The following is a 21,692-nucleotide window of genomic DNA, read 5'->3' as shown; positions in this document are numbered from 1 at the left end:
TTAGTGCAAATTTACTAATCTAGAGCCATCCTATGGAGATTGTTAATATAACTTTAAGCATTCACCAGTAAATCATTAAACAAAAGCGCTGTACCCCGTTATTGCGCGACCTACAATTAGAGTATTAATTTCTTTTGTGCCTTCATAACTGTAAATTGCTTCGGCGTCTGCTACGAATCTTGCTACGTCGTATTCTAGAAGTATTCCATTTCCACCCATTACCTCTCGAGCGCGACTCACTACATCGCGAGTGCGCATGCTGCAAAACACTTTTGCAAGAGAAGCGTGTTCATCTGTTAACAATCCTTCATCCTGCAATTCTGAAAGTCTGAAACACATAGTTTGCATTGCCGTTAAATTGGCAACCATTTCTACTAAGTGATTTTGAATTAATTGATAAGAAGCAATTGGTTTGCCGAATTGTTCTCGCTTTTTGGTGTATTTTAATGCAGCTTCGTAAGCCCCGCGTGCGCATCCAACGGCTTGCCAAGCCACTCCTGCTCTCGTCATTTGTAAAACCTTTGCCGTGTCTTTAAACGAATCGCATTTCTGTAATCTATCACTTTCCGGTACTCGACAATTGGTAAGAGTTATAATAGCGTTTTGCACGGTACGCAGCGCCATTTTGTTCTCCATTTTTTCTGCTTTGAAACCAGGGTTTTCCTTACGAACTAAAAAACCTTTTACTTGGTCCGAAGCTTCATCACGCGCCCAAATAATAATAACATCGGCAAAGGTAGCATTGCCTATCCACTTTTTTTGTCCGTTTAAAACCCATTCATCCCCATCTTTTCTACAAGTTGTTCCTAAACCTCCTGCTACTGCAGAGCCTACTTCTGGCTCTGTAAGCCCAAAGGCTCCTATGAGTTCCATACGTTGCATTTTAGGCAACCATTCTTGTTTTTGCTCCTCACTTCCGCAAACATAAATTGAACCCATTGCCAAGCCGCTATGGACGCCAAAAAAAGTAGAGATGGAAACATCAACTCGAGCCAGTTCCATGGCTATAATTCCCTCCATTAAAAACGGGTGATCCTGCGACCCTACCCCATCATATGCTATTCCGCAGATGTCTAGTTCAGCCATTTTTGGAATAATCTGAAATGGAAATTCAGCCTTATTCCAATACTCGTTTGCAATAGGCTTTATCTCATCTTCCATAAAATTGCGCACTTTAATTTGTAGCTCGCGTTGTTCTGGCGTTAATTTTAAGGCCAAGTCATAAAAATCCCCATCTATAGGAGGTAATTTATGTTGCCCCTTTTTGCCTCCTTTGTGTTTTAGCATTTTCATCAAGCCAGCCAACTGTCTATCATCGAGTTCCCCAACAGTTTTTATTATTTCTGGTAAATCAACTTTTTGTGAAAGTTTCCCCAAGGCATCAAGATCAATATCCTGCATTAAACTTATAGTTTGCTTTATTTTTTTGAAAATAGACATAGTCGTTTTTTTAGAGTTGACTTCTAAAGATACCACTATGTGATTTTGTGAATGGCTAAATAAAAGTTAATTTGATGAAAGTGGGGTAACTTCTCTCTCGTTTACATATCCTTTTAGGCCTTTTGAAGATTGAATATGAAACCATTCTTGACTTTTTCCCAATACGCTTATAGTGTCATTTTTTTGAAGCACACTTACTTGAGGAAAGATTGAAGCAGGACCTTTTCGAACCTCAGCAATGTATTTAGTAATTATAGCCCGATTAACTGTTGAAGGTTTATCAATGGTTTGGATTTCGGTTTTCTTTATAAATGAAATTGGGTTTACAGCACCTCGTTCTTTGTAAACTCCAAAATGTAGATGTGGAGGAAGCTCTATAGCATTACCAGTGTTTCCAACAAAACCAATAGTATCACCAATTTTCACTTTGTCACCTTCCGAAACTATAAAGCTGTCTAAATGTGCGTAGTAAATTCTTTTTTTCTTTAATTTATCGGTTATCCAAACTTGTAATCCACCAAACCCGCCATTTCCTGTAGAAGAGATTATTCCATCTGTAATGGCAATAACTGGTGTTCCTCGCTCGGCAAAAATATCGACTCCCTCGTGGGAACGACTTCCCGTGTCCCGTGGGTCTGCCCAAAACCCTTGAATATCTTTATTAACCCCGCCAACAACCGGAAAAGGATATAGCGGTTCAGAATATATTTTTAATTGAAAAGGGCCTTTCATTTTTAGTTGCGGCTGAAGAATTAGCTTGTATAAACCCGATTCTTCGATTTCTTTTGAAAACATAGATTCAAATTCTTCAGTGCTATTTAGAAATCTTAAAGAATCATTATTCACTTCAAAAAAATCAATAAAAACGAAACTAGAGTCAGTTTCTTTTCGAAGATCTACAACTATTCGTTCCCCTTCTTTAAGTTGAATGTTATAACTGTAAACATTTAATTCATCTTCGGAATAAACTCCACTTTCAGAATACGGAAGTGTTATTTGAAGTTTGTCGTGTTTAGCCTTTTGAAAAGCTTCCTTCCAAAGAATAAAAGTTGAGTCGTTTTTATAAAATTGTTGCTCATAAGCTAAACGCGCAGGAAGTTTTAAAGGTTTTTCAGAAATTTCTACTGTCTCTTGAACATCCTCCTTACAACCCGCAAGTAGTAAACCCAAAAAAAATATGATAATAAATGTTCTTTGATTCATTGCGAGACTAAGTTAATAGAAAAATTGCCAAAAGCCATCCCGTCTTTGAGCCCACTTTTTAAAACAAGTAGCGAACTTATTCGATTCACTTTCAAATATAGCATCAACCAAATAGATGGTGTACAACATCGTGAACCTTTGCCACCTTAATAATATTTATATGGAAATTGTTTTTCGGAATTTTACAATATTTTGAAATAACTATAGCGGTAAAGCCAAGTTTTTCGGCTTCTAAAATTCGTTGTTCTACTCTAGTTACAGGACGCACCTCCCCTGCCAAGCCAACCTCAGCAGCGAAGCAAAGTCGCTTGTCTATTGCAATATCTATATTTGATGAAAGTACAGCTGCAACAACTGCCAAATCTATTGCTGGATCATCCACTGTTATGCCCCCTGTTACATTTAAAAAAACATCTTTAGCACCCAGTTTAAAACCAGCTCGTTTCTCTAAAACAGCAAGAATCATATTTAGTCGCTTGGCATTGTATCCCGTTGCACTACGTTGAGGTGTACCATACACAGCACTACTAACCAAAGCTTGAATTTCAATCATAAGTGGACGCATTCCCTCAAGGGTTGCAGAAATAGCAGTTCCACTTAAATCTTCGTCGTTTTTAGAAATTAAAATTTCTGAAGGGTTTGAAACTTCGCGAAGACCACTCCCCTGCATTTCATAAATTCCTAATTCGTTGGTGCTTCCAAAACGGTTTTTGTTTGCGCGAAGAATTCTATAAATATGATTTCTATCACCTTCAAACTGTAGAACCGTATCCACCATATGCTCCAATATTTTTGGTCCTGCGATATTGCCATCTTTAGTAATATGACCAATTAATATTACTGGGGTAGCGGTTTCTTTTGCGAATTTTATAAGTTCAGCAGTCGTTTCTCGAATTTGAGAAATACTACCTGCAGCACTTTCTATATGGTCTGTGTGCAAGGTCTGAATAGAATCGATTACAACGATATCTGGAGCAACTTCTTCTATATTTCTAAAGATGTTTTGTGTTTTAGTTTCGGTTAAAATGAAACAATTCTCAGAGCTCGGCTGAATACGCTCGGCTCTCATTTTAATTTGTTGTGCACTTTCTTCACCTGAAACATAAAGTGTTTTATAAGGAAGTTGTAAAGCAATTTGGAGCATCAAGGTACTTTTCCCTATCCCCGGCTCTCCTCCTAAAAGCGTTAATGAACCTGGCACTAGGCCACCACCTAACACTCTGTTTAACTCGTTATTTTGAGTATTTAATCTTGCTTCTGCCTGTGTTGAAATTTCCGAAATACGTTGCGGTTTTGCCACTCGTTTAGCGGTGGTTTCAGAAGATTTCCAACTTAACTTTTCAGCTTTTTGGATTACTTCTTCTGCAATGGTATTCCATTCTTTACAGGAAGTACATTGCCCCTGCCACTTTGCAAATTGTGCTCCGCAATTCTGACAAAAAAATGTTGTTTTTGTTTTAGCCATAATAATTCCGCTAAATTAAATATATTTACTGTAGAAACCATCTATAAATGAAACGCTTATTCCTCTCTTTCTTTTTATTAAGTGTTTTTTCGTTGGGTAGTATTGCTCAGCAGCTTCAATTTAAAAATTACAAAGTAGAAGATGGTTTAATTAGCAACGAGACTCACGCAATACTTCAAGATAGTAAAGATAGAATTTGGATTTCCTCTATTGGAGGGGTGAGTTGTTTTAATGGAACAACTTTTAAAAACTATACAACTGAAAATGGGCTAACTTCAAATATAAGCTTTAGCCTTTTTGAAGATTCTAAGGAAAGAATTTGGGTAGGAACTTTAAACAAAGGTGTTTGCGTAATTCAAGATGAAAAAGTAATTCTCAGTGAAACCTTTGAGACCAACTTTTTAGGAAGTGCAAATAGTTTTTTAGAAGCTAAGGATGGCACCATTTACATTGTTTTTGCCAGAGGCGTAGCGTCTTACAAAAATGGTAAGTGGGAAAAACTTGATATTGATTACAATGTCACTAACAATGCAACTTTATTAAAATCTGCTTGGTACGACGATAATACTATTTTTATTACTTCTTCCAATAACGGTGTTTTTAAATTAACGCTGGACACACTCAAACTTGATAATATTTATAGTGACAAAGATGGAATAAATAAAATTTGTTATTCAATCTTAATTGATGATAACAAGGTTATTTGGGTGGGTACTTATGGAAGTTTAAATAAAATAGAAAACGGAAAAATCACTAATTATAATTTTAATCCCAATGAATTTAATCTAAATCGAGTTTATGATATTTTGGAGGAAGATGATAAGGAACTCTATTTGACTTTTGAAGGTAACGGCTTTGGAATCTTTAACAAGGAGACGGGAGAGATTACTATATACAATGAAAAACAGGGAATGCCTAGTAAGTACATATATAGTATAATAAAAGATACAGAAGGTAATTTTTGGATGACTTCGTACGGAGAAGGTATAATTCGTTTTCGGGATACTTCCTTCAAAATTTACAATAAACAACAAGGAATGCCGTCAAATTTTGTCAATGATTTTTTAGAATGGGATGATGAATTAATTATAGCTACAGATGCTGGTGTAATAGCAGTAACAAGTCCAGAGAATTTTCGTTACTTTCCTGACAATAAACCTGTGATTAATTTATTTGTTACACCTGAAAACACATTATTGGCCGCAACCAACCAAGATGTAAAAGAATATTCCAAAAATAGACCGCCAAAAATAATTGATAAAGGGGTTTATAATTTAATTTATAAAGATGAAAATCGTACGCTACTCTTTGAAACAAGTAGGATTAAAACCATAACTAAAGATTCTACCTATTACATAAATTCGGCGCGTAGTGTTGGGGTTGTACCAATAGGAGAACGTCTTATTCTTTGTAAGATTAGCGGTTTATATGAACTTAACAACAATAAAGTTAGCGCTATACCTGGAATCGATTTTTATGAGCACAATAATTTTAGAAGTATAGATATAATTAACGAAAATGAGGTAATAGCTGGAAATGAAAAAAATCTCTACCACATTAAGCTTGAAAATGAAGAGTATAAAATAAAAGTACTTGATATCTCCCGATTACCTAATTTAAGTTATTTCAGGGCATTAAAAGTTGATGATAAAGATTTATGGATAGCAGGAAGAGACGTGTTTTATAAAGTTGATTTAAACCTATTGCTAGAAAAGGATAGTATTTCTAGTAAACATTTTAATACAGTTTCACATTTTTTAGAAAATGATATAGATTTTAACTCCCTTCATGTTACCAAGAAAAAGACAGTGTTAGCCTCGTCAATAAATGGGATTATAACTTTTAGAGAAGATGAATATATTCAAAATTTTCAACCTCCAAGGTTAAATCTTTCTGATGTACTATTGTTTTCTGAAACCTTGGAAGACAGTTTATATCGAAGCTCAAATAGAATTATCTTACCTTATCAAAAGAATTATCTAACTTTTATAATGGAGGCAATAACCTTTACAAATCCAGAAAAGGTTAAATATCAATATCGAATGAAAGGGCTGCGTGACGGAGATGAGTGGTCACCAGCAACCTCTGATCCGAAAGCTGTGTTTTCATTTTTACCTCCCGGAGATTATACTTTCGAATTTATCGCGGACAATGGGATTGGAGATTGGCAGTCTAAACCCTATCAATACAATTTTACTATAAAACTGCCATTTTGGAGAACAGGATGGTTTTGGTTTTCTCTTTTGACATTTATTTCTTTGGGTGTTTTTATTTTTATTTTTTATAAAAATAAACGAGAGCAAAAAAGAAATGAAATCTACACTCATAATCTAATAAAAGCTCAAGAACGAGAACGGATACGAGTAGCTAGGGAACTTCACGATAGTGTGGGACAGAAACTAATGCTGCTTACCAAGAAAACAAAATCTTATGGCAGCATTGAAATGGAAACTTTAGCGGGAAATACTTTAGATGAACTTCGCACTATCTCTAGAGGTTTGCACCCAGCTACCCTCGAAAAACTTGGACCAACAGCAGCAATAGTAAAGTTAATAAACGAAGTTGACGACAATACAAATATTTTTTTTACACATGAAATTGAAGATATAGATTCTTTGTTAAGCAAGGATGCATCCTTACATTTATATAGAATTATTCAAGAAGTGTTAAACAATATGATAAAACATTCTGATGCAAAAGCAGCTTATATTAAAATTGTAAAGAAGAACAACTTTTTAGAGACTACAATAGTCGACAACGGGAAAGGATTTGACAGTATTGAAAAATTAAAATTTAATAATAGTTTAGGAATGCAAACTTTAGTAGAACGCGCTAAAATTCTGAATTCCAAAATTGACATTAAAAGTCAAATAAATAAGGGTACCCAAATAACATTATCTACACCACTTTAAATGATTGTAAAAAACAATGTAACATTCGTAATCGCAGACGATCATCCAATGATATTAAAAGGATTGAACGATGAACTAATTTCTAATAACTACAATGTTGTGGGAAAAGCGATAAACGGCTTACAAGCTTTAGAACATATTTTAACTTATAAACCAACAATTGCTCTTTTAGACATAGATATGCCATTATTAACCGGATTTGAAGTTATAAAAATGGCAAAAGAAAAAGAGGTTGATACAAAGTTTATCGTGCTTTCATTCCACAAAGAAAGTGATTATATATCCCAAGCCAAATCCCTTCAAATAAATGGATATCTCCTTAAAGAGGATTCATTTTCTGAGATTGAAAAATGTATTAGTGATGTAATTCAAGGAAAAACATATTTTAGTAAATCTTTTGAGCCGTCATCACTTCAAACAGTATCGGACGATTTAAAAAAAATAAAGCTTTTAACAGCTTCAGAAAAAACAATTTTAAAGTTAATTGCACAACAGTTAAGTACTGCTGAAATTGCGGATAACCTATGCGTTTCTCCTAGAACAGTAGAAAAACATCGCAGCAATATACTTTCTAAATTAGAATTAAATGGCACTCATCACTCATTGAGTAATTGGGCTATAATTCACAAAAAGGCAATTCGAGAAATTTAATCTCTCGTACTTAAATCGTCTGCTAAGTCTAAAAGTAATTCTTGGGTAATAAAATCTGCATCTTGTTTACCAAAACCGCTGCGGTAAACTCTAATTGCTTTTCGATAATCTCCTTGTGATTCATAAAAACGCCCCAAATAATAATCACCTAAGACATTATCGGGGTATTGTTTTTTAGCAAGTTTCGCTAGGTTTTCTACAGCTTCCCATTTATTTTGCTTTTCTGCGGCTGTACCTACGGCAATAAAGTCGTTAATTCTAATAGGGATATCTAATCCAAACAAATCTTTAATAACTTGATATTTATCAACTAGGTATTGATATACTTGGATATCCTTATTCATTAAAACCTCAGAAAATTCTGCTTTACTTATTGGTCTATAAACAGAAAATATCTTCTCTAAAGCATTCGGGATTCCACGACCCACTAATGTGTAATGCGTCGCATTTTCAAAATTGTCGTAGTAGTAATTAAAAGTTTCGCTCTCTATACTTTTTAGTTGATTATTTAAACTTTCAGTAGATTCTTTTAATCCCTTAATATCATCTGTACCAGTAGCCAAGTAATAAAATAGTTTCTCAGGAATCTGTGGAATACGTTGTGCAAGTCGCTCTTCCATCATTGGCGCTAAGTCTGGACTTAAGTTTATAAAACCGTTTAGCAATGGTGGATCCTTAAATAAATAGTAATTCATAAAGTTTGCAGTAAAGTCATGTCCAACCCCAATAATGAATTTAGCTGTTCTATAATTTTCATCTATATATGGAATCAATTCTAATCCAATAAATTCAAAAAAACTAGCCCCTTTATCAGTTGGCATATAACTACGGTCGTCGTATTCTCCATCTTTATACCTACTTCCTGATTGCATAACACCTACAACAATTGCTTCAGGCATATCCTCCCAATAACTAAAGTAATCTACATTACCCGCAACAGGTTCAAACAAGTAATCAGCATCAAATACTAATACTATAGGGTATTTTTTATCGGTATTTGTTTCGTAATTTCGGGGTAACTGTATTTTAAGTTTTCGTGTTTCGTCCAATTTTTTAGAATCGAACTCTTCATATATAACTTGTGAATTAACTGTACAGAATGTTATTGCAAAAAATGCAAAAAATATAATTTTTTTCATATAAAGAAATTTTTTCAGCTTCTGACTGTAAAATAACCAATTTTAAAATTGTTGTTTTTTAAATTAGCTTAATTATAACATTTACTTGTCTCGATTATAAATAGGCAATAAAACCAAGGAAAGAACACCAAATATCACGATGGAACTTATATTGGAAATCCATACAATCCAACCTAATGCCACGCCAACAGTTTTGGCAATTCCAAAAACCGATAATATGCCCGCAATTGCAGCAGGATAAGTTCCAAAACCACTATTTGTGAACGCAAAGGTAAAACTACCTACTACAAAAGTAATAATAATGGTGCCTATTGAAATATTAGATGTTTCTGGTAACGCGTGCATTGCAGTGTAAAACGACAATATATACAAACCCCAAATAAAAAATGTATGGAGTATAAAAGGACCCTTTTTTTTCATTTTCACTATACTGAAAACACCCTCCTTTAATCCTATTACAAAATTTTTTAATCGCTTATTTATATTAGACTTCGAAAACCGAATATAAACAGGAATACTAATAATTATTAACAGAATTCCAGCAGCAAGCACATATAATATAGAAGCTGGAATAGCTTCAAATATATAATCGTAAAGTATTTCAAATTTAATAATGCAAGCTAGAGCTGTAAAAAATAGTAAAAACAATAAGTCGACAATTCTTTCTGATATAATGGTACCAAATCCTTTTTGAAATGGTACATTTTCATATTTATCTAAAATTACTGCCCGAGATACTTCGCCGCTTTTTGGAATAAATATATTCATTAGGTAAGCTACAGAAACAGCCATAAAGTTGTTGGCTATTTTTGTTTTATATCCAATGGGCTCTAGCATAAAACTCCACCGATATGCACGTAAAAAGTGACTAAGAACACTTAGTATAACTGAAAGTAATACAAATCCGTAATTTGCATCGGCAAAATACTTCTTCGTTTCAGCAATTTGTGTCGGTGTAAAAGATTGATATATATACCAAATTAGAAAAACCCCCAATCCTAAAGGAATGGCAATTTTCAAAGATTTTAAAATGAAGCGATTCAAATTAACGCAAGAGATTGGTAGCCTCGTCTGGGAAAACCAATGCCGGTTTAAAAGCTTTTGCTTTTTCTATATCCATAATTGCGTAAGTAATCAAAATAAGGATATCGCCAGGAGCTACTCTTCTTGCAGCCGCCCCGTTTAAAGTAATTTCACCACTTTTTCTCGGACCTGGAATTGCATAGGTTTCAAGACGTTCACCGTTATTGTTATTTACAATTTGAACTTTTTCGCCTTCAATTATATTGGCGGCGTCCATTAAATCCTCGTCTATAGTGATGCTACCAATATAATTAAGATCGGCACCGGTAACTTTTACTCTATGGATTTTAGATTTTACTACGTGTATTTGCATTTTGCAAAGGTATTAATTTAATGACATATTATCGATTAACCTCACTTCTCCTGCGTATGCCGCTATAAAAGCCCTGTACTTGGCGCCATTGTTTAGTTGCGTAGCAGTTTTAAGGGTTCCTTCATCGGCAATTTCAAAATATTCGAGATCTAAATGAGGATTTTGCAAAAATCGTTCCGCAACCATTTCATTTAAATTTGATAAAGAAGTAGATGAGAAATTGTCTTTTACTTCGTTTAAAATTTTATAAATTATTGAAGCTTCTGCAAATTGTTTTTCTGTTAGTCGTTTGTTACGCGAACTCATTGCAAGCCCATTGCTTTCTCTTAGAATTGGACACCCTACAATATTTACAGGCAGGTTTTCAATCTCAACTAATTTTCTAACTATTTGCAATTGTTGAAAATCTTTTTCCCCAAAATAAGCAGAATCTGGTTGGACAATTCTAAAGAATTTATCGAGAATTGTCCCTACTCCGTCAAAATGTCCTTTTCGATGTCTTCCTTCCATTTCATTTTCCAAACCATCAAAATAGTAGTTTTTCGATGAAACTGATCCGCTATAAAGGTCTGAAACCTCTGGGAGGTATATAATTAGTTCTTTCTCTAAGTTATGCAATAGAGCTATATCATCTTTTGGAGTTCGCGGGTATTTATCGAGATCTGAACTGTTATTAAATTGAGTAGGATTAACAAAAATGCTAACAACTACAACATCGTTTTCCTCCAATGCTCTCTTTACCAGTGAAATATGTCCTTTGTGCAATGCTCCCATTGTTGGCACAAACCCTATTTTATTTTTTTCCCTAATAGATAAAAGAGCTTCTACCAATGATTGCTTGTGGGTATGTATTGCCATAAAAAGGTTTTAAGAACGGCAAAATTAATATATTAAAGACAATCTACATAAATTTTCGTAATTTTGCGTGTTTTTAAAAATCTCCTGTTTTAGGAAATAATTACATTTAACACTTAAAATACCCTATAGATGAAAGATAAAAGAGTCTTGTATGTGTCTTCCGAAGTAATACCATATCTTCCTGAGACCGAGATTTCTTCAATGTCGTTTGAAGCTCCAAGAATGATTAACAACAGTGGCGGACAGATTAGAATTTTTATGCCTCGCTACGGCAATATTAATGAAAGAAGACATCAATTACACGAAGTTATTAGACTTTCTGGAATGAACCTAGTAATTAACGACTTAGATATGCCGTTAATTATTAAAGTAGCGTCTATACCAAAAGAGCGTATACAGGTTTACTTTATTGATAACGAAGATTACTTTAAAAGAAAAGCAACTTTTGCAGATGAAGAAGGAAATTTCTTTAAAGATAACGACGAACGTGCTATCTTTTTTGCAAAAGGAGTAATTGAAACAGTAAAAAAACTAAATTGGGCTCCAGATATTATTCACGTTCACGGTTGGATGGCTGCATTTTTACCGTTATACCTGCGTAATTATTACGGAACTGAACCACTTTTTGAAAACAGCAAAATTGTAACTTCTGTTTATAATCAAGGATTTGATGGGGAGTTAGATAAAAACACAATTGACAAAGTAAAATTTGATGCTATTGATGATGAAGCACTAGTGGGACTTGAGAATCCAAACTATGTTAATTTGATGAAAGTTGCTCTTGGAAATTCTGACGCCATCATTAAAGGCTCTGAGGAAATACCTGCAGAACTTGAGGAATATATTAACACTTTGGATAAACCTGTGTTAAAATATCACAATATGGAGAATTTTTCCCAAGCATATTTAGATTTTTACAGCGAGAAAGTATTAAAATAATTTTCTTCGACATTCGCAATAATATTTGCGTCTTAATAGTTTCAACCAAAAAACAAATAAAAAGAAACTGATGAAATGCCTATTTGCGATTAGCGGTATAAATAGTAAAAACACTATTGAATTACCAAACACAAACAATTTGCTAACAGGGCGTTTCTATTTATCAAATACTAATTGCAAATGAAAATTAAAAATTTGTTGCCCTTAGCCGGCACTATTTTATTTATAATTATTGGCTTATCATCTTGTGAAAGCGATATAAGTACAATTGGTTCTGAAATACTTGGAGATGAAAGTCCGAATGGCATTTTGGATGAATCGAGCACTGTAATTTCTTACAGCAAAAAACTTGGTCCCTTACAAAGTAATAGACTTCCTTCCTACCAATTGGGAGTTTACAACGACCCTGTTTACGGCAAATCTACTGTAAACTTGCTATCGCAACTTACAATGGAAAAAAACAATCCAACGTTTGGTGATAGTGCTCGGGTAGATAGTGTTTTTGTATATTTACCATATTTTAGTGAAGGAACAACTGTGGATAGTGTAACTACTTATGAGTTAGATTCAATCTATGGTATCAGTCCTATAAATGTAAATATCTATAAATCTAACTACTTTTTAAGAGAATACGATCCTGAAACAGGTTTTCAAGAATTTCAAAATTACTATACCAATCAAGGTGCGGAGTTTGAAAACTACCTAGATACCGAATTAGGGAAAGTAGAACAATTTATTCCTACAAGAAATGGATATATTTACAATGAAGGTACCGATGAAGAAGAAAAATTAGGTCCTGGATTACGCGTTAAATTAGACTCAACTTTTTTCCAAACTGCTATAATTGATATGGAAGGTAAAGAGGAGTTGCGAAACAACAACAACTTTAAAAATTATTTAAGAGGAATTTACTTTAAAGTAAACTCCCCTACCAATGATGGTAGTTTATTTTTGTTTGATCAATCGAAGGCAAATGTTTCTATTTTCTATAGTTATTACGATGAAGATAGTGAAGGAAGAAAAGACGATGTTTTTAAATTAAACTTTAATGGTATTAATGTTAATACGTTTGAAAATGAACTTCCTAGCCATATACAAACAGCTGTAGAAAATCCAAATACCGAAACAGGTAATGAGAACCTTTACGTTCGTGGAGGTGATGGAATAATTTCCGTTGTGGAACTTTTTGGAAAAGATTTAGACAATAATGGAGTTGCCGATGAACTTGAATTACTTAGAAGTAAAAAGTGGCTCGTAAATGAAGCAAACCTTGTTTTTTATGTAAATCAAGATATCGTATCGGGTGGTGAATCTGAACCAGAACGCATAATGATTTATGACCTTAAAAACAGCAATGTCTTGGTAGATTACACTTCCGACCCAACAAACGGATTAGAAGCAATTGAGGCATTTACCAATCACTTTGGAAGGTTAGAGCGCGGTACTGATGGTAATGGAAAGTATTACAAATTAAAAATTACCGATCATATCAGCAACATTATAAATAAAGATAGTACAAACGTTCCTTTAGGAATTGTTGTATCTCAAAATGTTAAAAATAGAACAACTCAAAAATTAAAAGAAGCTATGGAACCTAGTATTCAAGAGGTGCCATCTAGTAGTGTTATTTCTCCAGAAGGAACCGTTATTTACGGAAATGCAACTTCCAATCAAGAGAAAAAACTAAAACTTCAAATTTATTATACAGAACCAAATTAAAATTCGACTATGTGTGGAATAGTAGGCTATATTGGCAAAAGAGAAGCATATCCGATAATTCTAAACGGTCTTAAGCGCTTAGAGTACAGAGGATACGATAGTGCGGGAATTGCACTTTATGATGGAAAAGATATCCAACTTTGTAAAACTCAAGGTAAGGTTGCAGATTTAGAAGCAAAGGCTAAATCTGAGATAAATCGCGAAGGAAATGTTGGAATAGGACACACACGTTGGGCAACTCACGGTGTACCAAATGATGTAAATAGCCATCCTCATTATTCAAATAATGGTGAATTGGTGATGATACATAATGGTATCATTGAAAATTACGCATCAATAAAAAAAGAACTAACAAATAGAGGTTACACTTTTAAATCTGAAACAGATACAGAAGTTTTAGTCAATCTTATTGAAGACATTCAAAAACAAGAAAATGTAAAGCTTGGAAAAGCAGTGCAAATTGCACTTAACCAAGTTGTAGGAGCTTATGCCATCGCTGTTTTCGACATTAAAAAACCAAACGAAATTGTAGTTGCTAAACTAGGTAGCCCATTGGCTATTGGTGTTGGTGAAGATGAGTTTTTTATAGCCAGTGATGCTTCCCCATTTATCGAGTTTACAAATAATGCTATTTATCTTGAAGACGAAGAGTTAGCTATTATTAGACTTGGACGTGACGTAAAAATTAGAAAAATTAAAGACGACAAATTGGTTGCCCCTTACATTCAAGAGCTTCAGTTAAATCTTGAACAAATTGAAAAAGGTGGGTTTGACCACTTTATGCTAAAAGAAATTTACGAACAACCTTCTGTTATTAAAGATACTTATCGTGGAAGACTCCTTGCCGACCAAGGTATTGTAAGGCTTGGCGGACTTGAAGACCATATCGAAAAGTTTTTAAATGCCGATAGAATTATTATCGTTGCATGTGGAACTTCATGGCATGCTGGTTTAGTTGCAGAGTATATTTTTGAAGATTTAACACGTATTCCTGTTGAAGTAGAATACGCATCAGAATTCCGCTATAGAAACCCAATTATTTCAGAAAAAGATGTTGTTATTGCTATTTCACAAAGTGGTGAAACAGCCGACACGCTTGCAGCTATTAAATTAGCAAAATCTAAAGGTGCTTTTGTTTTCGGTATTTGTAATGTAGTTGGATCTACTATTTCAAGAGAAACGCATAGTGGTAGTTATACCCATGCCGGACCTGAAATTGGAGTTGCTTCAACCAAAGCCTTTACCACTCAAATTACTGTTTTAACAATGATGGCTCTTCGCCTAGCAAAAGCCAAAGGAACCATTTCTAACAGTGCTTATATGCTTTACTTACGTGAATTGGAATTAATTCCAGATCAAGTTCAAGAAGCGTTATCAAGCGAGGATAAAATAAAAGAAATCTCAGCAGTGTTTAAAGATGCTCGTAACTTCCTTTACTTGGGTAGAGGTTATAACTTCCCAGTGGCGTTGGAAGGAGCGTTGAAGTTAAAAGAGATTTCATATATCCATGCCGAAGGATATCCTGCAGCCGAAATGAAACACGGCCCTATTGCACTTATTGATGAGCATATGCCTGTTGTGGTAATCGCAATAAAGAGTGAGCATTATGAAAAAGTAGTGAGTAACATCCAAGAAATTAAAGCTAGAAAAGGAAAAATTATAGCTGTAGTTTCTAAAGGAGATACTGCGGTTAGAGACATGGCAGATTATGTAATTGAAGTACCTCATACTCCAGAAGCATTAACGCCATTGGTTACAACTATCCCGTTGCAATTACTTTCATATCATATTGCAGTGTTGCTAGATAAAAACGTAGATCAGCCGCGTAACTTAGCCAAATCGGTTACTGTGGAATAAGTTTCGAACGAAACGAAGAATATATTAAAGACGAATTTTAGAAATATTTCTAAGGTTCGTCTTTTTTAATTATAGATTATCTTAAATGGATTAAACATTCTTGTTTATGTTTACTCCTATTCGAAATTGTCAATTTAAAAGAAGACAAAAAATCTTTACACTGACAAAATTCAGTTCGAGCTATTATACAGGTTATTCTTTTTCCAAAATAATTTTGATACTTTTAATAAATGAAAGTAATCAATCTTATCTCGGGTCCGCGAAATCTTTCTACTGCCCTTATGTATTCGTTTGCACAACGAGAAGATATTTCTGTTTTAGACGAGCCTTTTTACGGTTACTATCTCGCCAATGCCACATTGGAAAATGAGCATCCTTCTCAAAAAGAAATTCTACAAACTCTGGAATTGAAAGAGGAAAAGGTGGTTGAGGCTATAAACTTGCATTCTAAAACCCAAAATGTTTTTGTAAAAGGGATGGCACATCATTATCTAACCGACACACCTCAGTTTATATTAGATTGGAAAAATGTTATTCTTATTCGTCACCCAAAAAAATTGATTGCATCCTTTTCAAAAGTAATCCACACCCCTACTTTAAATGATATTGGAATAAAAAAAGCTTCAGAATTATTCTTATTTCTGAAGAACAATAAAAAAACGCCAATCGTTATTGATAGTGACGAACTTTTAAAAAATCCCGAAGCCTATTTGAGAAATCTTTGTAAATTACTGAAAATTCCTTTTTCTGAAAAAATGCTTCGATGGGAGAAAGGCAGCATTCCAGAAGATGGAATTTGGGCAAAACACTGGTATAAAAATGTTCACAACAGCGAAGGATTCACAGTTCAAAAAAGTAGTTCTCGTGAATTGCCTAAGCATCTAGAGCCATTATTGAATGAAGCGCTGCCATATTATAAAACTTTAAAAAATAATATCTTAGTGAATGAATCAATATAAAAACTATATTGTGTCGGTTAGAGCACAATTGAAAACTATAAGCAATAACCTCAACTAAGGTCTCGACTACGCTAGCCAGACCTTTATAAACTTTTAAACTCTCAACTTCAAACAAATGCTTCAAAAATCTAATCCCAAAAACGACAATATAAAAGTATTTGTAAAAGACAAACTTTATCCTCGAGATGAAGCAAAAGTTTCAGTTTTTGACAGCTCGGTTCAAGGTGGTGATGCAGTTTGGGAGGGTTTACGCGTTTACCCTGAAGGAATAGTTTGTTTAGACAAACATTTAACTCGTTTACATGAATCGGCTAAAACTTTGGCTTTTGTGGATATTCCTTCTAAGGAATTCATAAAAAAGGCAATTAAACAAACTCTCGATGCAAACGCAATGACCGATGATACTCATATTCGATTAACCTTAACCCGAGGTGAAAAGATTACAAGTGGCATGGACCCTAGATTAAACCAGAGTGGTTCTTGTTTAATTGTTTTAGCAGAATGGAAACCTTTAGTATACGACAATGACCACGGAATAAAAGTAATTAGTACAAGTCAAAGAAGAAATTCGCCGCAATTTTTAGACAGTAAAATCCATCACAACAACTTACTTAATAACATAATTGCAAAAATTCAAGCTAATGTTGCAGGTAAAGATGCAGGTTTAATGCTCGACGATCGTGGATTTATTGCTGAATTAAATGGTAGCAATCTTTTTATGGTAAAAGATGGTAAAGTTTTTACTCCTTTTGCTCATGCCTGTTTACCGGGAATTACGAGGAACTCAGTAATTGAATTATGCGAAAAATACGAAATTGAAATTTTAGAAGCCGATATTACACTTTCACAGTTTTACAATGCCGATGGAGTAATTGCCACAGGGACTATGGGAGAGCTGACACCTGTTGTTGAAATCGATGGCCGGATTATTCCTAAAGACGACAAACTACAAAACAGAATAATTAATTTATTTTCAAAGGAGGTTCGTGGGTTTTGTGAAAAACTCGACTAACAATTTGAAAATTGCTTTAAAATAATTCTAAAGTTAATTGACTGAAACTTCTTCACAGAAACTGTTTTACGAATAGAATAAAAAAACGATTCTGCTATTCCTTTATAAGCAGTTCTAATTAACTGTTATGCAAAGAATTGTGTAGTAGTAATTTTTTTAAAAATTCCATTGCAATTATCATTCAGAAAAAACTATCTTTGCACCTGTTTAAAACAGGGCTGGTTTATTCAGTCTTAGATAACTATAAAATAAAGAGTTACTCATGTCACAAAGTACAGGAAAAGTTGCACAGATTATTGGCCCGGTAGTAGACGTTGCTTTTGAAAGCGGATCGGAACTTCCAAAAATATACGACTCGTTAGAGGTAAACAATCACGGGAACAAATTAGTTCTTGAGGTTCAATCACACATTGGTGAAAGTATGGTGCGTACCATTTCAATGGATTCTACAGACGGTTTAAGCCGTGGTGCTGAAGCTGTTGCTACAGGAGCGCCTATCCAAATGCCTATTGGAGATGATGTATATGGCCGACTTTTTAACGTAATTGGTGATGCTATTGACGGTATTGGAAATCTGCCAAAAGCTGGCGATAACGGACTACCAATTCACCGTGAAGCACCAAAATTCGAAGATCTTTCAACTTCTACTGAAGTTCTATTTACTGGTATTAAAGTAATTGACCTTATTGAACCTTATGCAAAAGGTGGTAAAATTGGTCTATTCGGTGGTGCTGGTGTAGGAAAAACAGTACTTATTCAAGAGTTAATTAACAATATTGCGAAAGGACACGGTGGACTTTCAGTATTTGCTGGTGTAGGTGAGCGTACTCGTGAGGGTAATGACTTACTTCGTGAAATGCTAGAATCTGGAATTATCCGTTACGGCGACGATTTCATGAAATCTATGGAAGAAGGTGGATGGGATCTTTCTAAAGTTGATAAAACGGCGATGAAAGAATCTAAAGCTACTTTCGTATTCGGACAGATGAACGAACCACCTGGAGCACGTGCACGTGTTGCGCTGTCAGGATTGACAATCGCTGAGTATTTCCGTGATGGAGCAGGAGAAGGACAAGGAAAAGATGTACTTTTCTTCGTAGATAATATTTTCCGTTTTACACAAGCAGGTTCTGAGGTGTCTGCACTTCTAGGACGTATGCCTTCAGCGGTAGGTTACCAACCAACTTTGGCAACAGAGATGGGTGCTATGCAAGAGCGTATTACTTCAACAAAAAGAGGTTCTATTACATCTGTACAGGCGGTATACGTACCTGCGGATGACCTTACGGATCCAGCGCCAGCGACAACGTTCGCCCACTTGGATGCAACAACAGTACTTTCTCGTAAGATTGCCGAGCTTGGTATTTACCCTGCAGTAGATCCATTAGATTCTACTTCAAGAATTCTTACAGAAGCTATTCTTGGAAAAGAACACTATGCTTGTGCACAAAGAGTAAAAGAGCTTTTACAGCGTTATAAAGAATTACAAGATATCATCGCGATTCTTGGTATGGAAGAACTTTCAGAAGAAGATAAGATGGCAGTAGGACGCGCACGTCGTGTACAACGTTTCCTTTCTCAGCCGTTCCACGTAGCAGAGCAGTTTACTGGTATTCCTGGAGTTTTAGTTGATATTAAAGAAACAATTAAAGGTTTCAATATGATTATGGATGGAGAGTTAGATCACCTTCCAGAAGCAGCATTCAACCTTAAAGGAACTATCGAAGAAGCAATTGCAGCAGGAGAAAAAATGCTTGCAGAAGCTTAATTAGACATCAGATGTAAGATGTGAGATATTAGACATTTCTCACATCTCACATCTCAATACTAAAATATATGTATTTAGAAATAGTAACCCCTGAAGCATCATTAGTTGCTGGAGAAGTAGAAAGCGTAACCGTTCCTGGTGTGGAAGGTGAATTTCAAATGCTTAACAACCACGCAGCTATTGTTTCTGTTTTACAAAAAGGAAAAGTAAAATTTAGAGGGAACCCAACATTTGCAGAAGAGTTTCAAAAAAACTTTACTCAAGAAGACGGACAATGGGTACTTCATATTTCTGGAGGAACTGTTGAATGTAACAATAATAAAGTAATGGTATTGGCGGACTAAGCTAACGCAATCTTTAAAAATATTAAAATCCCAAATTTCAGTTAACTGGAGTTTGGGATTTTTAATTTTTCACATATAACATTTATAACCTTATGGAGCAGGATTTGGGATGTTGTGGTGAACAGTATTAATGTCCTTCAAAATGTTTTTTGAAAGTTTAATATTTATACTTTCAATATTTTCTGAGAGTTGCGCTAAAGAAGTAGCACCTACAATTGGGGCGGTAACAAATTTCTTCTGAAGAATAAATGCCAGCGCTAAATGAGTAAGGCTTAAATCGTATTTTTTAGCAATTTCAAAATACTGTTTTGTTGCTTCCTTTGCAGTATTACTGCTATAACGACTATACTGTTTAAATTGATTTATACGGGAATTTTTATTTGCTTTTCCCTCTAAATATTTCCCAGTAAGTGTTCCAAAACCTAGAGGTGAATACGGTAAATATCCAATTTCTTCACGATGAAGGATCTCGGAAAGCCCAATTTCATCTTTTCGATTTAATAAATTATAGGGGTTCTGAACTGTTGCAATTTTAATACTTCCTTTTCTAGCCTCTTCCATACAACGCATGACTCCGTAAGGATTTTCGTTTGAAAGTCCGATATGGCGGATTTTACCCTCTTTTACAAAACACTCTAAATTGTAAAGTACTTCTGCGAAATTATCGCTCCAAGATTCGTTTTCTATATAGGTATAATCTCGTTGCCCAAAATAGTTAGTACTGCGCTCAGGCCAATGTAATTGATATAAATCTATATAATCGGTTTGTAGTCGTTTTAAGCTATTATTAATGGCGTTTTCCAAAGATTTTCTACTAAAATCTAATGGCAAACGAATATGGTCCATGTTTCGGCTTGGCCCAGCAATCTTGGTTGCGATTATTATATCGTTTCTGTTTTTCTTCCTTGCTAACCAATTTCCAATATAAGTTTCCGTTCGACCTTGAGTCTTAGGATTGGCGGGAACTGGATACATTTCGGCACAATCTATAAAGTTTATTCCTTTTTCAATAGCAAAATTTAATTGTTGATGCGCTTCGGCTTCCGTATTCTGTTGCCCCCACGTCATCGTTCCAAGACAGAGTTTACTGATTTTTAAATTGGTATTTGGAAGCGTTGTGTATTTCATAATATTCTATTTGATAGTACTTGACAGGTTTGTAAAACTTATCCAACCTATTGCAATTTTAGAATTCTAATTCAACCAAATGCGGGCAGTGGTCACTGTGTTTAGCATCAGGTAAAATTACTGCACGTTTTAAATTGTCTTTCAAGGGTTCGGAAACTAAGTTATAATCAATACGCCAGCCTTTATTATTGTTTCTTGCGTTTGCACGGTAGCTCCACCATGTATAGTTATGAGGTTCTTTATTGAAATGTCTAAAACTGTCTATAAAACCACTGTTTATAAAATCGTCCAACCATTCTCTTTCCACAGGCAAGAATCCAGAAACGTTTTTATTTCTTACAGGGTCGTGAATATCAATTGCCTTATGACATACGTTATAATCGCCGCAAATTATCAAATTTGGGGTTTCTTTTTTGAGGTTGTCGATATACTTTCGGAAATCGTCCATGTATGTGAGTTTGTGCTCTAATCGTTGAATATTTGTTCCACTTGGCAAATACAAACTCATAACAGAAATCTGTCCACCAGGAAGAGCAGGAGCATCAAAATCTACACGAATATTACGCCCTTCGAAGTCCATATAATCAACCCCTGTTCCGTATTCTACATGATTGGGGATAATTTTTGAAAATATTGCAACGCCGCTATACCCTTTTTTTTGAGCACTAAACCAATAGTGATAGGGATACCCAGCCTTTTCAATTTCCGCTACATCTACTTGATCAACATTGGCTTTAGTTTCTTGAATACAAACTACATCAGGATTTGCAGCTTTTAACCAATCAATAAATCCTTTTCGCATGGCTGCGCGAATTCCGTTTACGTTATATGAGATTATTTTCATGTAAAATGCCCTGAAGTCGGGTATTTTTTTTAGGATTAAATAAATATTTTAAGCTTGC

Annotated in this window: 18 protein-coding genes; 9 read left to right on the top strand and 9 right to left on the bottom strand. The window is 34.6% G+C overall.

All coding sequences use genetic code 11. The annotated features are described in order from the left end of the window. Positions 1–75: 75 nt before the first annotated feature. The 3 genes from RT250_RS04315 to radA form a co-directional block, all read right to left on the bottom strand. Positions 76–1,440 (bottom strand): acyl-CoA dehydrogenase family protein, encoded by a 1,365-nt coding sequence (locus RT250_RS04315; protein WP_313112468.1) that lies wholly within the window; start codon positions 1,438–1,440, stop codon positions 76–78. A 66-nt stretch (positions 1,441–1,506) separates the two neighbouring features. Continuing rightward, positions 1,507–2,643 (bottom strand): peptidoglycan DD-metalloendopeptidase family protein, encoded by a 1,137-nt coding sequence (locus tag RT250_RS04310; RefSeq protein ID WP_313112467.1) that lies wholly within the window; start codon positions 2,641–2,643, stop codon positions 1,507–1,509. 103 nt (positions 2,644–2,746) lie between these two features. After that, positions 2,747–4,108, bottom strand: a complete 1,362-nt coding sequence (gene radA / locus RT250_RS04305; RefSeq protein ID WP_313112466.1) for a DNA repair protein RadA — start codon at positions 4,106–4,108, stop codon at positions 2,747–2,749. 47 nt (positions 4,109–4,155) lie between these two features. On the opposite strand from radA, the gene RT250_RS04300 reads away from it, so the two are divergent. Further along, positions 4,156–7,020, top strand: coding sequence for a sensor histidine kinase (locus tag RT250_RS04300; protein WP_313112465.1), 2,865 nt, complete (start codon positions 4,156–4,158; stop codon positions 7,018–7,020). Continuing rightward, positions 7,021–7,671, top strand: a complete 651-nt coding sequence (locus RT250_RS04295) for a response regulator (protein WP_313112463.1) — start codon at positions 7,021–7,023, stop codon at positions 7,669–7,671. On the opposite strand, the gene RT250_RS04290 is transcribed toward RT250_RS04295, so the two are convergent. From RT250_RS04290 to panC, 4 genes are all read right to left on the bottom strand, one after another. Then, on the bottom strand, positions 7,668–8,810 hold the full coding sequence (locus RT250_RS04290) for an alpha/beta hydrolase-fold protein (protein WP_313112462.1): 1,143 nt from the start codon (positions 8,808–8,810) through the stop codon (positions 7,668–7,670). The genes RT250_RS04295 and RT250_RS04290 overlap by 4 nt on opposite strands. Positions 8,811–8,891: 81 nt before the next feature. Continuing rightward, entirely contained in the window at positions 8,892–9,830 is a 939-nt protein-coding gene (locus RT250_RS04285; RefSeq protein WP_313112461.1) for a lysylphosphatidylglycerol synthase transmembrane domain-containing protein, read from the bottom strand. A gap of 25 nt (positions 9,831–9,855) precedes the next feature. Then, the gene (panD, locus tag RT250_RS04280) at positions 9,856–10,206 is read right to left on the bottom strand and encodes an aspartate 1-decarboxylase (RefSeq protein ID WP_313112460.1); all 351 of its coding nucleotides are present in this window, start codon (positions 10,204–10,206) and stop codon (positions 9,856–9,858) included. Between the two features lie 12 nt (positions 10,207–10,218). Continuing rightward, a complete protein-coding gene (panC, locus tag RT250_RS04275) occupies positions 10,219–11,064 on the bottom strand; it encodes a pantoate--beta-alanine ligase (RefSeq protein ID WP_313112458.1) in 846 nt (281 codons plus the stop codon). A gap of 129 nt (positions 11,065–11,193) precedes the next feature. Here panC and RT250_RS04270 point away from each other — a divergent pair, with 129 nt between their 5' ends. The 7 genes from RT250_RS04270 (at position 11,194) to RT250_RS04240 (ending at position 19,662) form a co-directional block, all read left to right on the top strand. Then, positions 11,194–12,003, top strand: coding sequence for a glycogen/starch synthase (locus tag RT250_RS04270; RefSeq protein ID WP_313112456.1), 810 nt, complete (start codon positions 11,194–11,196; stop codon positions 12,001–12,003). 180 nt (positions 12,004–12,183) lie between these two features. After that, positions 12,184–13,722: a BamH family beta-barrel-assembly machinery protein gene (gene bamH / locus RT250_RS04265; RefSeq protein WP_313112455.1), complete on the top strand. Its 1,539-nt coding sequence runs from the start codon at positions 12,184–12,186 to the stop codon at positions 13,720–13,722. Positions 13,723–13,731: 9 nt separating this feature from the next. Beyond that, on the top strand, positions 13,732–15,579 hold the full coding sequence (gene glmS / locus RT250_RS04260) for a glutamine--fructose-6-phosphate transaminase (isomerizing) (protein ID WP_313112454.1): 1,848 nt from the start codon (positions 13,732–13,734) through the stop codon (positions 15,577–15,579). Positions 15,580–15,809: 230 nt separating this feature from the next. Further along, positions 15,810–16,538, top strand: coding sequence for a sulfotransferase-like domain-containing protein (locus RT250_RS04255; protein WP_313112452.1), 729 nt, complete (start codon positions 15,810–15,812; stop codon positions 16,536–16,538). 115 nt (positions 16,539–16,653) lie between these two features. Beyond that, the gene (locus RT250_RS04250; protein ID WP_313112450.1) at positions 16,654–17,550 is read left to right on the top strand and encodes an aminotransferase class IV; all 897 of its coding nucleotides are present in this window, start codon (positions 16,654–16,656) and stop codon (positions 17,548–17,550) included. 262 nt (positions 17,551–17,812) lie between these two features. Further along, positions 17,813–19,318 carry a F0F1 ATP synthase subunit beta gene (atpD, locus tag RT250_RS04245; protein ID WP_313112448.1) on the top strand — a complete coding sequence of 502 codons (1,506 nt, stop codon included), beginning with the start codon at positions 17,813–17,815 and terminating at the stop codon, positions 19,316–19,318. A 68-nt stretch (positions 19,319–19,386) separates the two neighbouring features. Beyond that, complete coding sequence (locus tag RT250_RS04240; RefSeq protein ID WP_313112447.1) at positions 19,387–19,662, top strand: FoF1 ATP synthase subunit delta/epsilon; 276 nt, start codon at positions 19,387–19,389, stop codon at positions 19,660–19,662. A gap of 90 nt (positions 19,663–19,752) precedes the next feature. On the opposite strand, the gene RT250_RS04235 is transcribed toward RT250_RS04240, so the two are convergent. Both RT250_RS04235 and RT250_RS04230 read right to left on the bottom strand, forming a co-directional pair. After that, entirely contained in the window at positions 19,753–20,790 is a 1,038-nt protein-coding gene (locus tag RT250_RS04235) for an aldo/keto reductase (protein WP_313112446.1), read from the bottom strand. Positions 20,791–20,848: 58 nt separating this feature from the next. Then, positions 20,849–21,634: an exodeoxyribonuclease III gene (locus tag RT250_RS04230; protein WP_313112444.1), complete on the bottom strand. Its 786-nt coding sequence runs from the start codon at positions 21,632–21,634 to the stop codon at positions 20,849–20,851. Positions 21,635–21,692 lie beyond the last annotated feature (58 nt).

Source organism: Aequorivita sediminis (assembly GCF_032080575.2).
GTDB lineage: Bacteria > Bacteroidota > Bacteroidia > Flavobacteriales > Flavobacteriaceae > Aequorivita > Aequorivita sediminis.
This window is presented reverse-complemented; position numbering and strand designations above follow the sequence as displayed.

Coding starts and splice junctions, on each gene's coding strand:
- RT250_RS04315 (WP_313112468.1), bottom strand. CDS start 1,440: ATGTCTATTTTCAAAAAAATAAAGCAAACTATAAGTTTAATGCAGGAT.
- RT250_RS04310 (WP_313112467.1), bottom strand. CDS start 2,643: ATGAATCAAAGAACATTTATTATCATATTTTTTTTGGGTTTACTACTT.
- radA (WP_313112466.1), bottom strand. CDS start 4,108: ATGGCTAAAACAAAAACAACATTTTTTTGTCAGAATTGCGGAGCACAA.
- RT250_RS04300 (WP_313112465.1), top strand. CDS start 4,156: ATGAAACGCTTATTCCTCTCTTTCTTTTTATTAAGTGTTTTTTCGTTG.
- RT250_RS04295 (WP_313112463.1), top strand. CDS start 7,021: ATGATTGTAAAAAACAATGTAACATTCGTAATCGCAGACGATCATCCA.
- RT250_RS04290 (WP_313112462.1), bottom strand. CDS start 8,810: ATGAAAAAAATTATATTTTTTGCATTTTTTGCAATAACATTCTGTACA.
- panD (WP_313112460.1), bottom strand. CDS start 10,206: ATGCAAATACACGTAGTAAAATCTAAAATCCATAGAGTAAAAGTTACC.
- panC (WP_313112458.1), bottom strand. CDS start 11,064: ATGGCAATACATACCCACAAGCAATCATTGGTAGAAGCTCTTTTATCT.
- RT250_RS04270 (WP_313112456.1), top strand. CDS start 11,194: ATGAAAGATAAAAGAGTCTTGTATGTGTCTTCCGAAGTAATACCATAT.
- bamH (WP_313112455.1), top strand. CDS start 12,184: ATGAAAATTAAAAATTTGTTGCCCTTAGCCGGCACTATTTTATTTATA.
- glmS (WP_313112454.1), top strand. CDS start 13,732: ATGTGTGGAATAGTAGGCTATATTGGCAAAAGAGAAGCATATCCGATA.
- RT250_RS04255 (WP_313112452.1), top strand. CDS start 15,810: ATGAAAGTAATCAATCTTATCTCGGGTCCGCGAAATCTTTCTACTGCC.
- RT250_RS04250 (WP_313112450.1), top strand. CDS start 16,654: ATGCTTCAAAAATCTAATCCCAAAAACGACAATATAAAAGTATTTGTA.
- atpD (WP_313112448.1), top strand. CDS start 17,813: ATGTCACAAAGTACAGGAAAAGTTGCACAGATTATTGGCCCGGTAGTA.
- RT250_RS04240 (WP_313112447.1), top strand. CDS start 19,387: ATGTATTTAGAAATAGTAACCCCTGAAGCATCATTAGTTGCTGGAGAA.
- RT250_RS04235 (WP_313112446.1), bottom strand. CDS start 20,790: ATGAAATACACAACGCTTCCAAATACCAATTTAAAAATCAGTAAACTC.
- RT250_RS04230 (WP_313112444.1), bottom strand. CDS start 21,634: ATGAAAATAATCTCATATAACGTAAACGGAATTCGCGCAGCCATGCGA.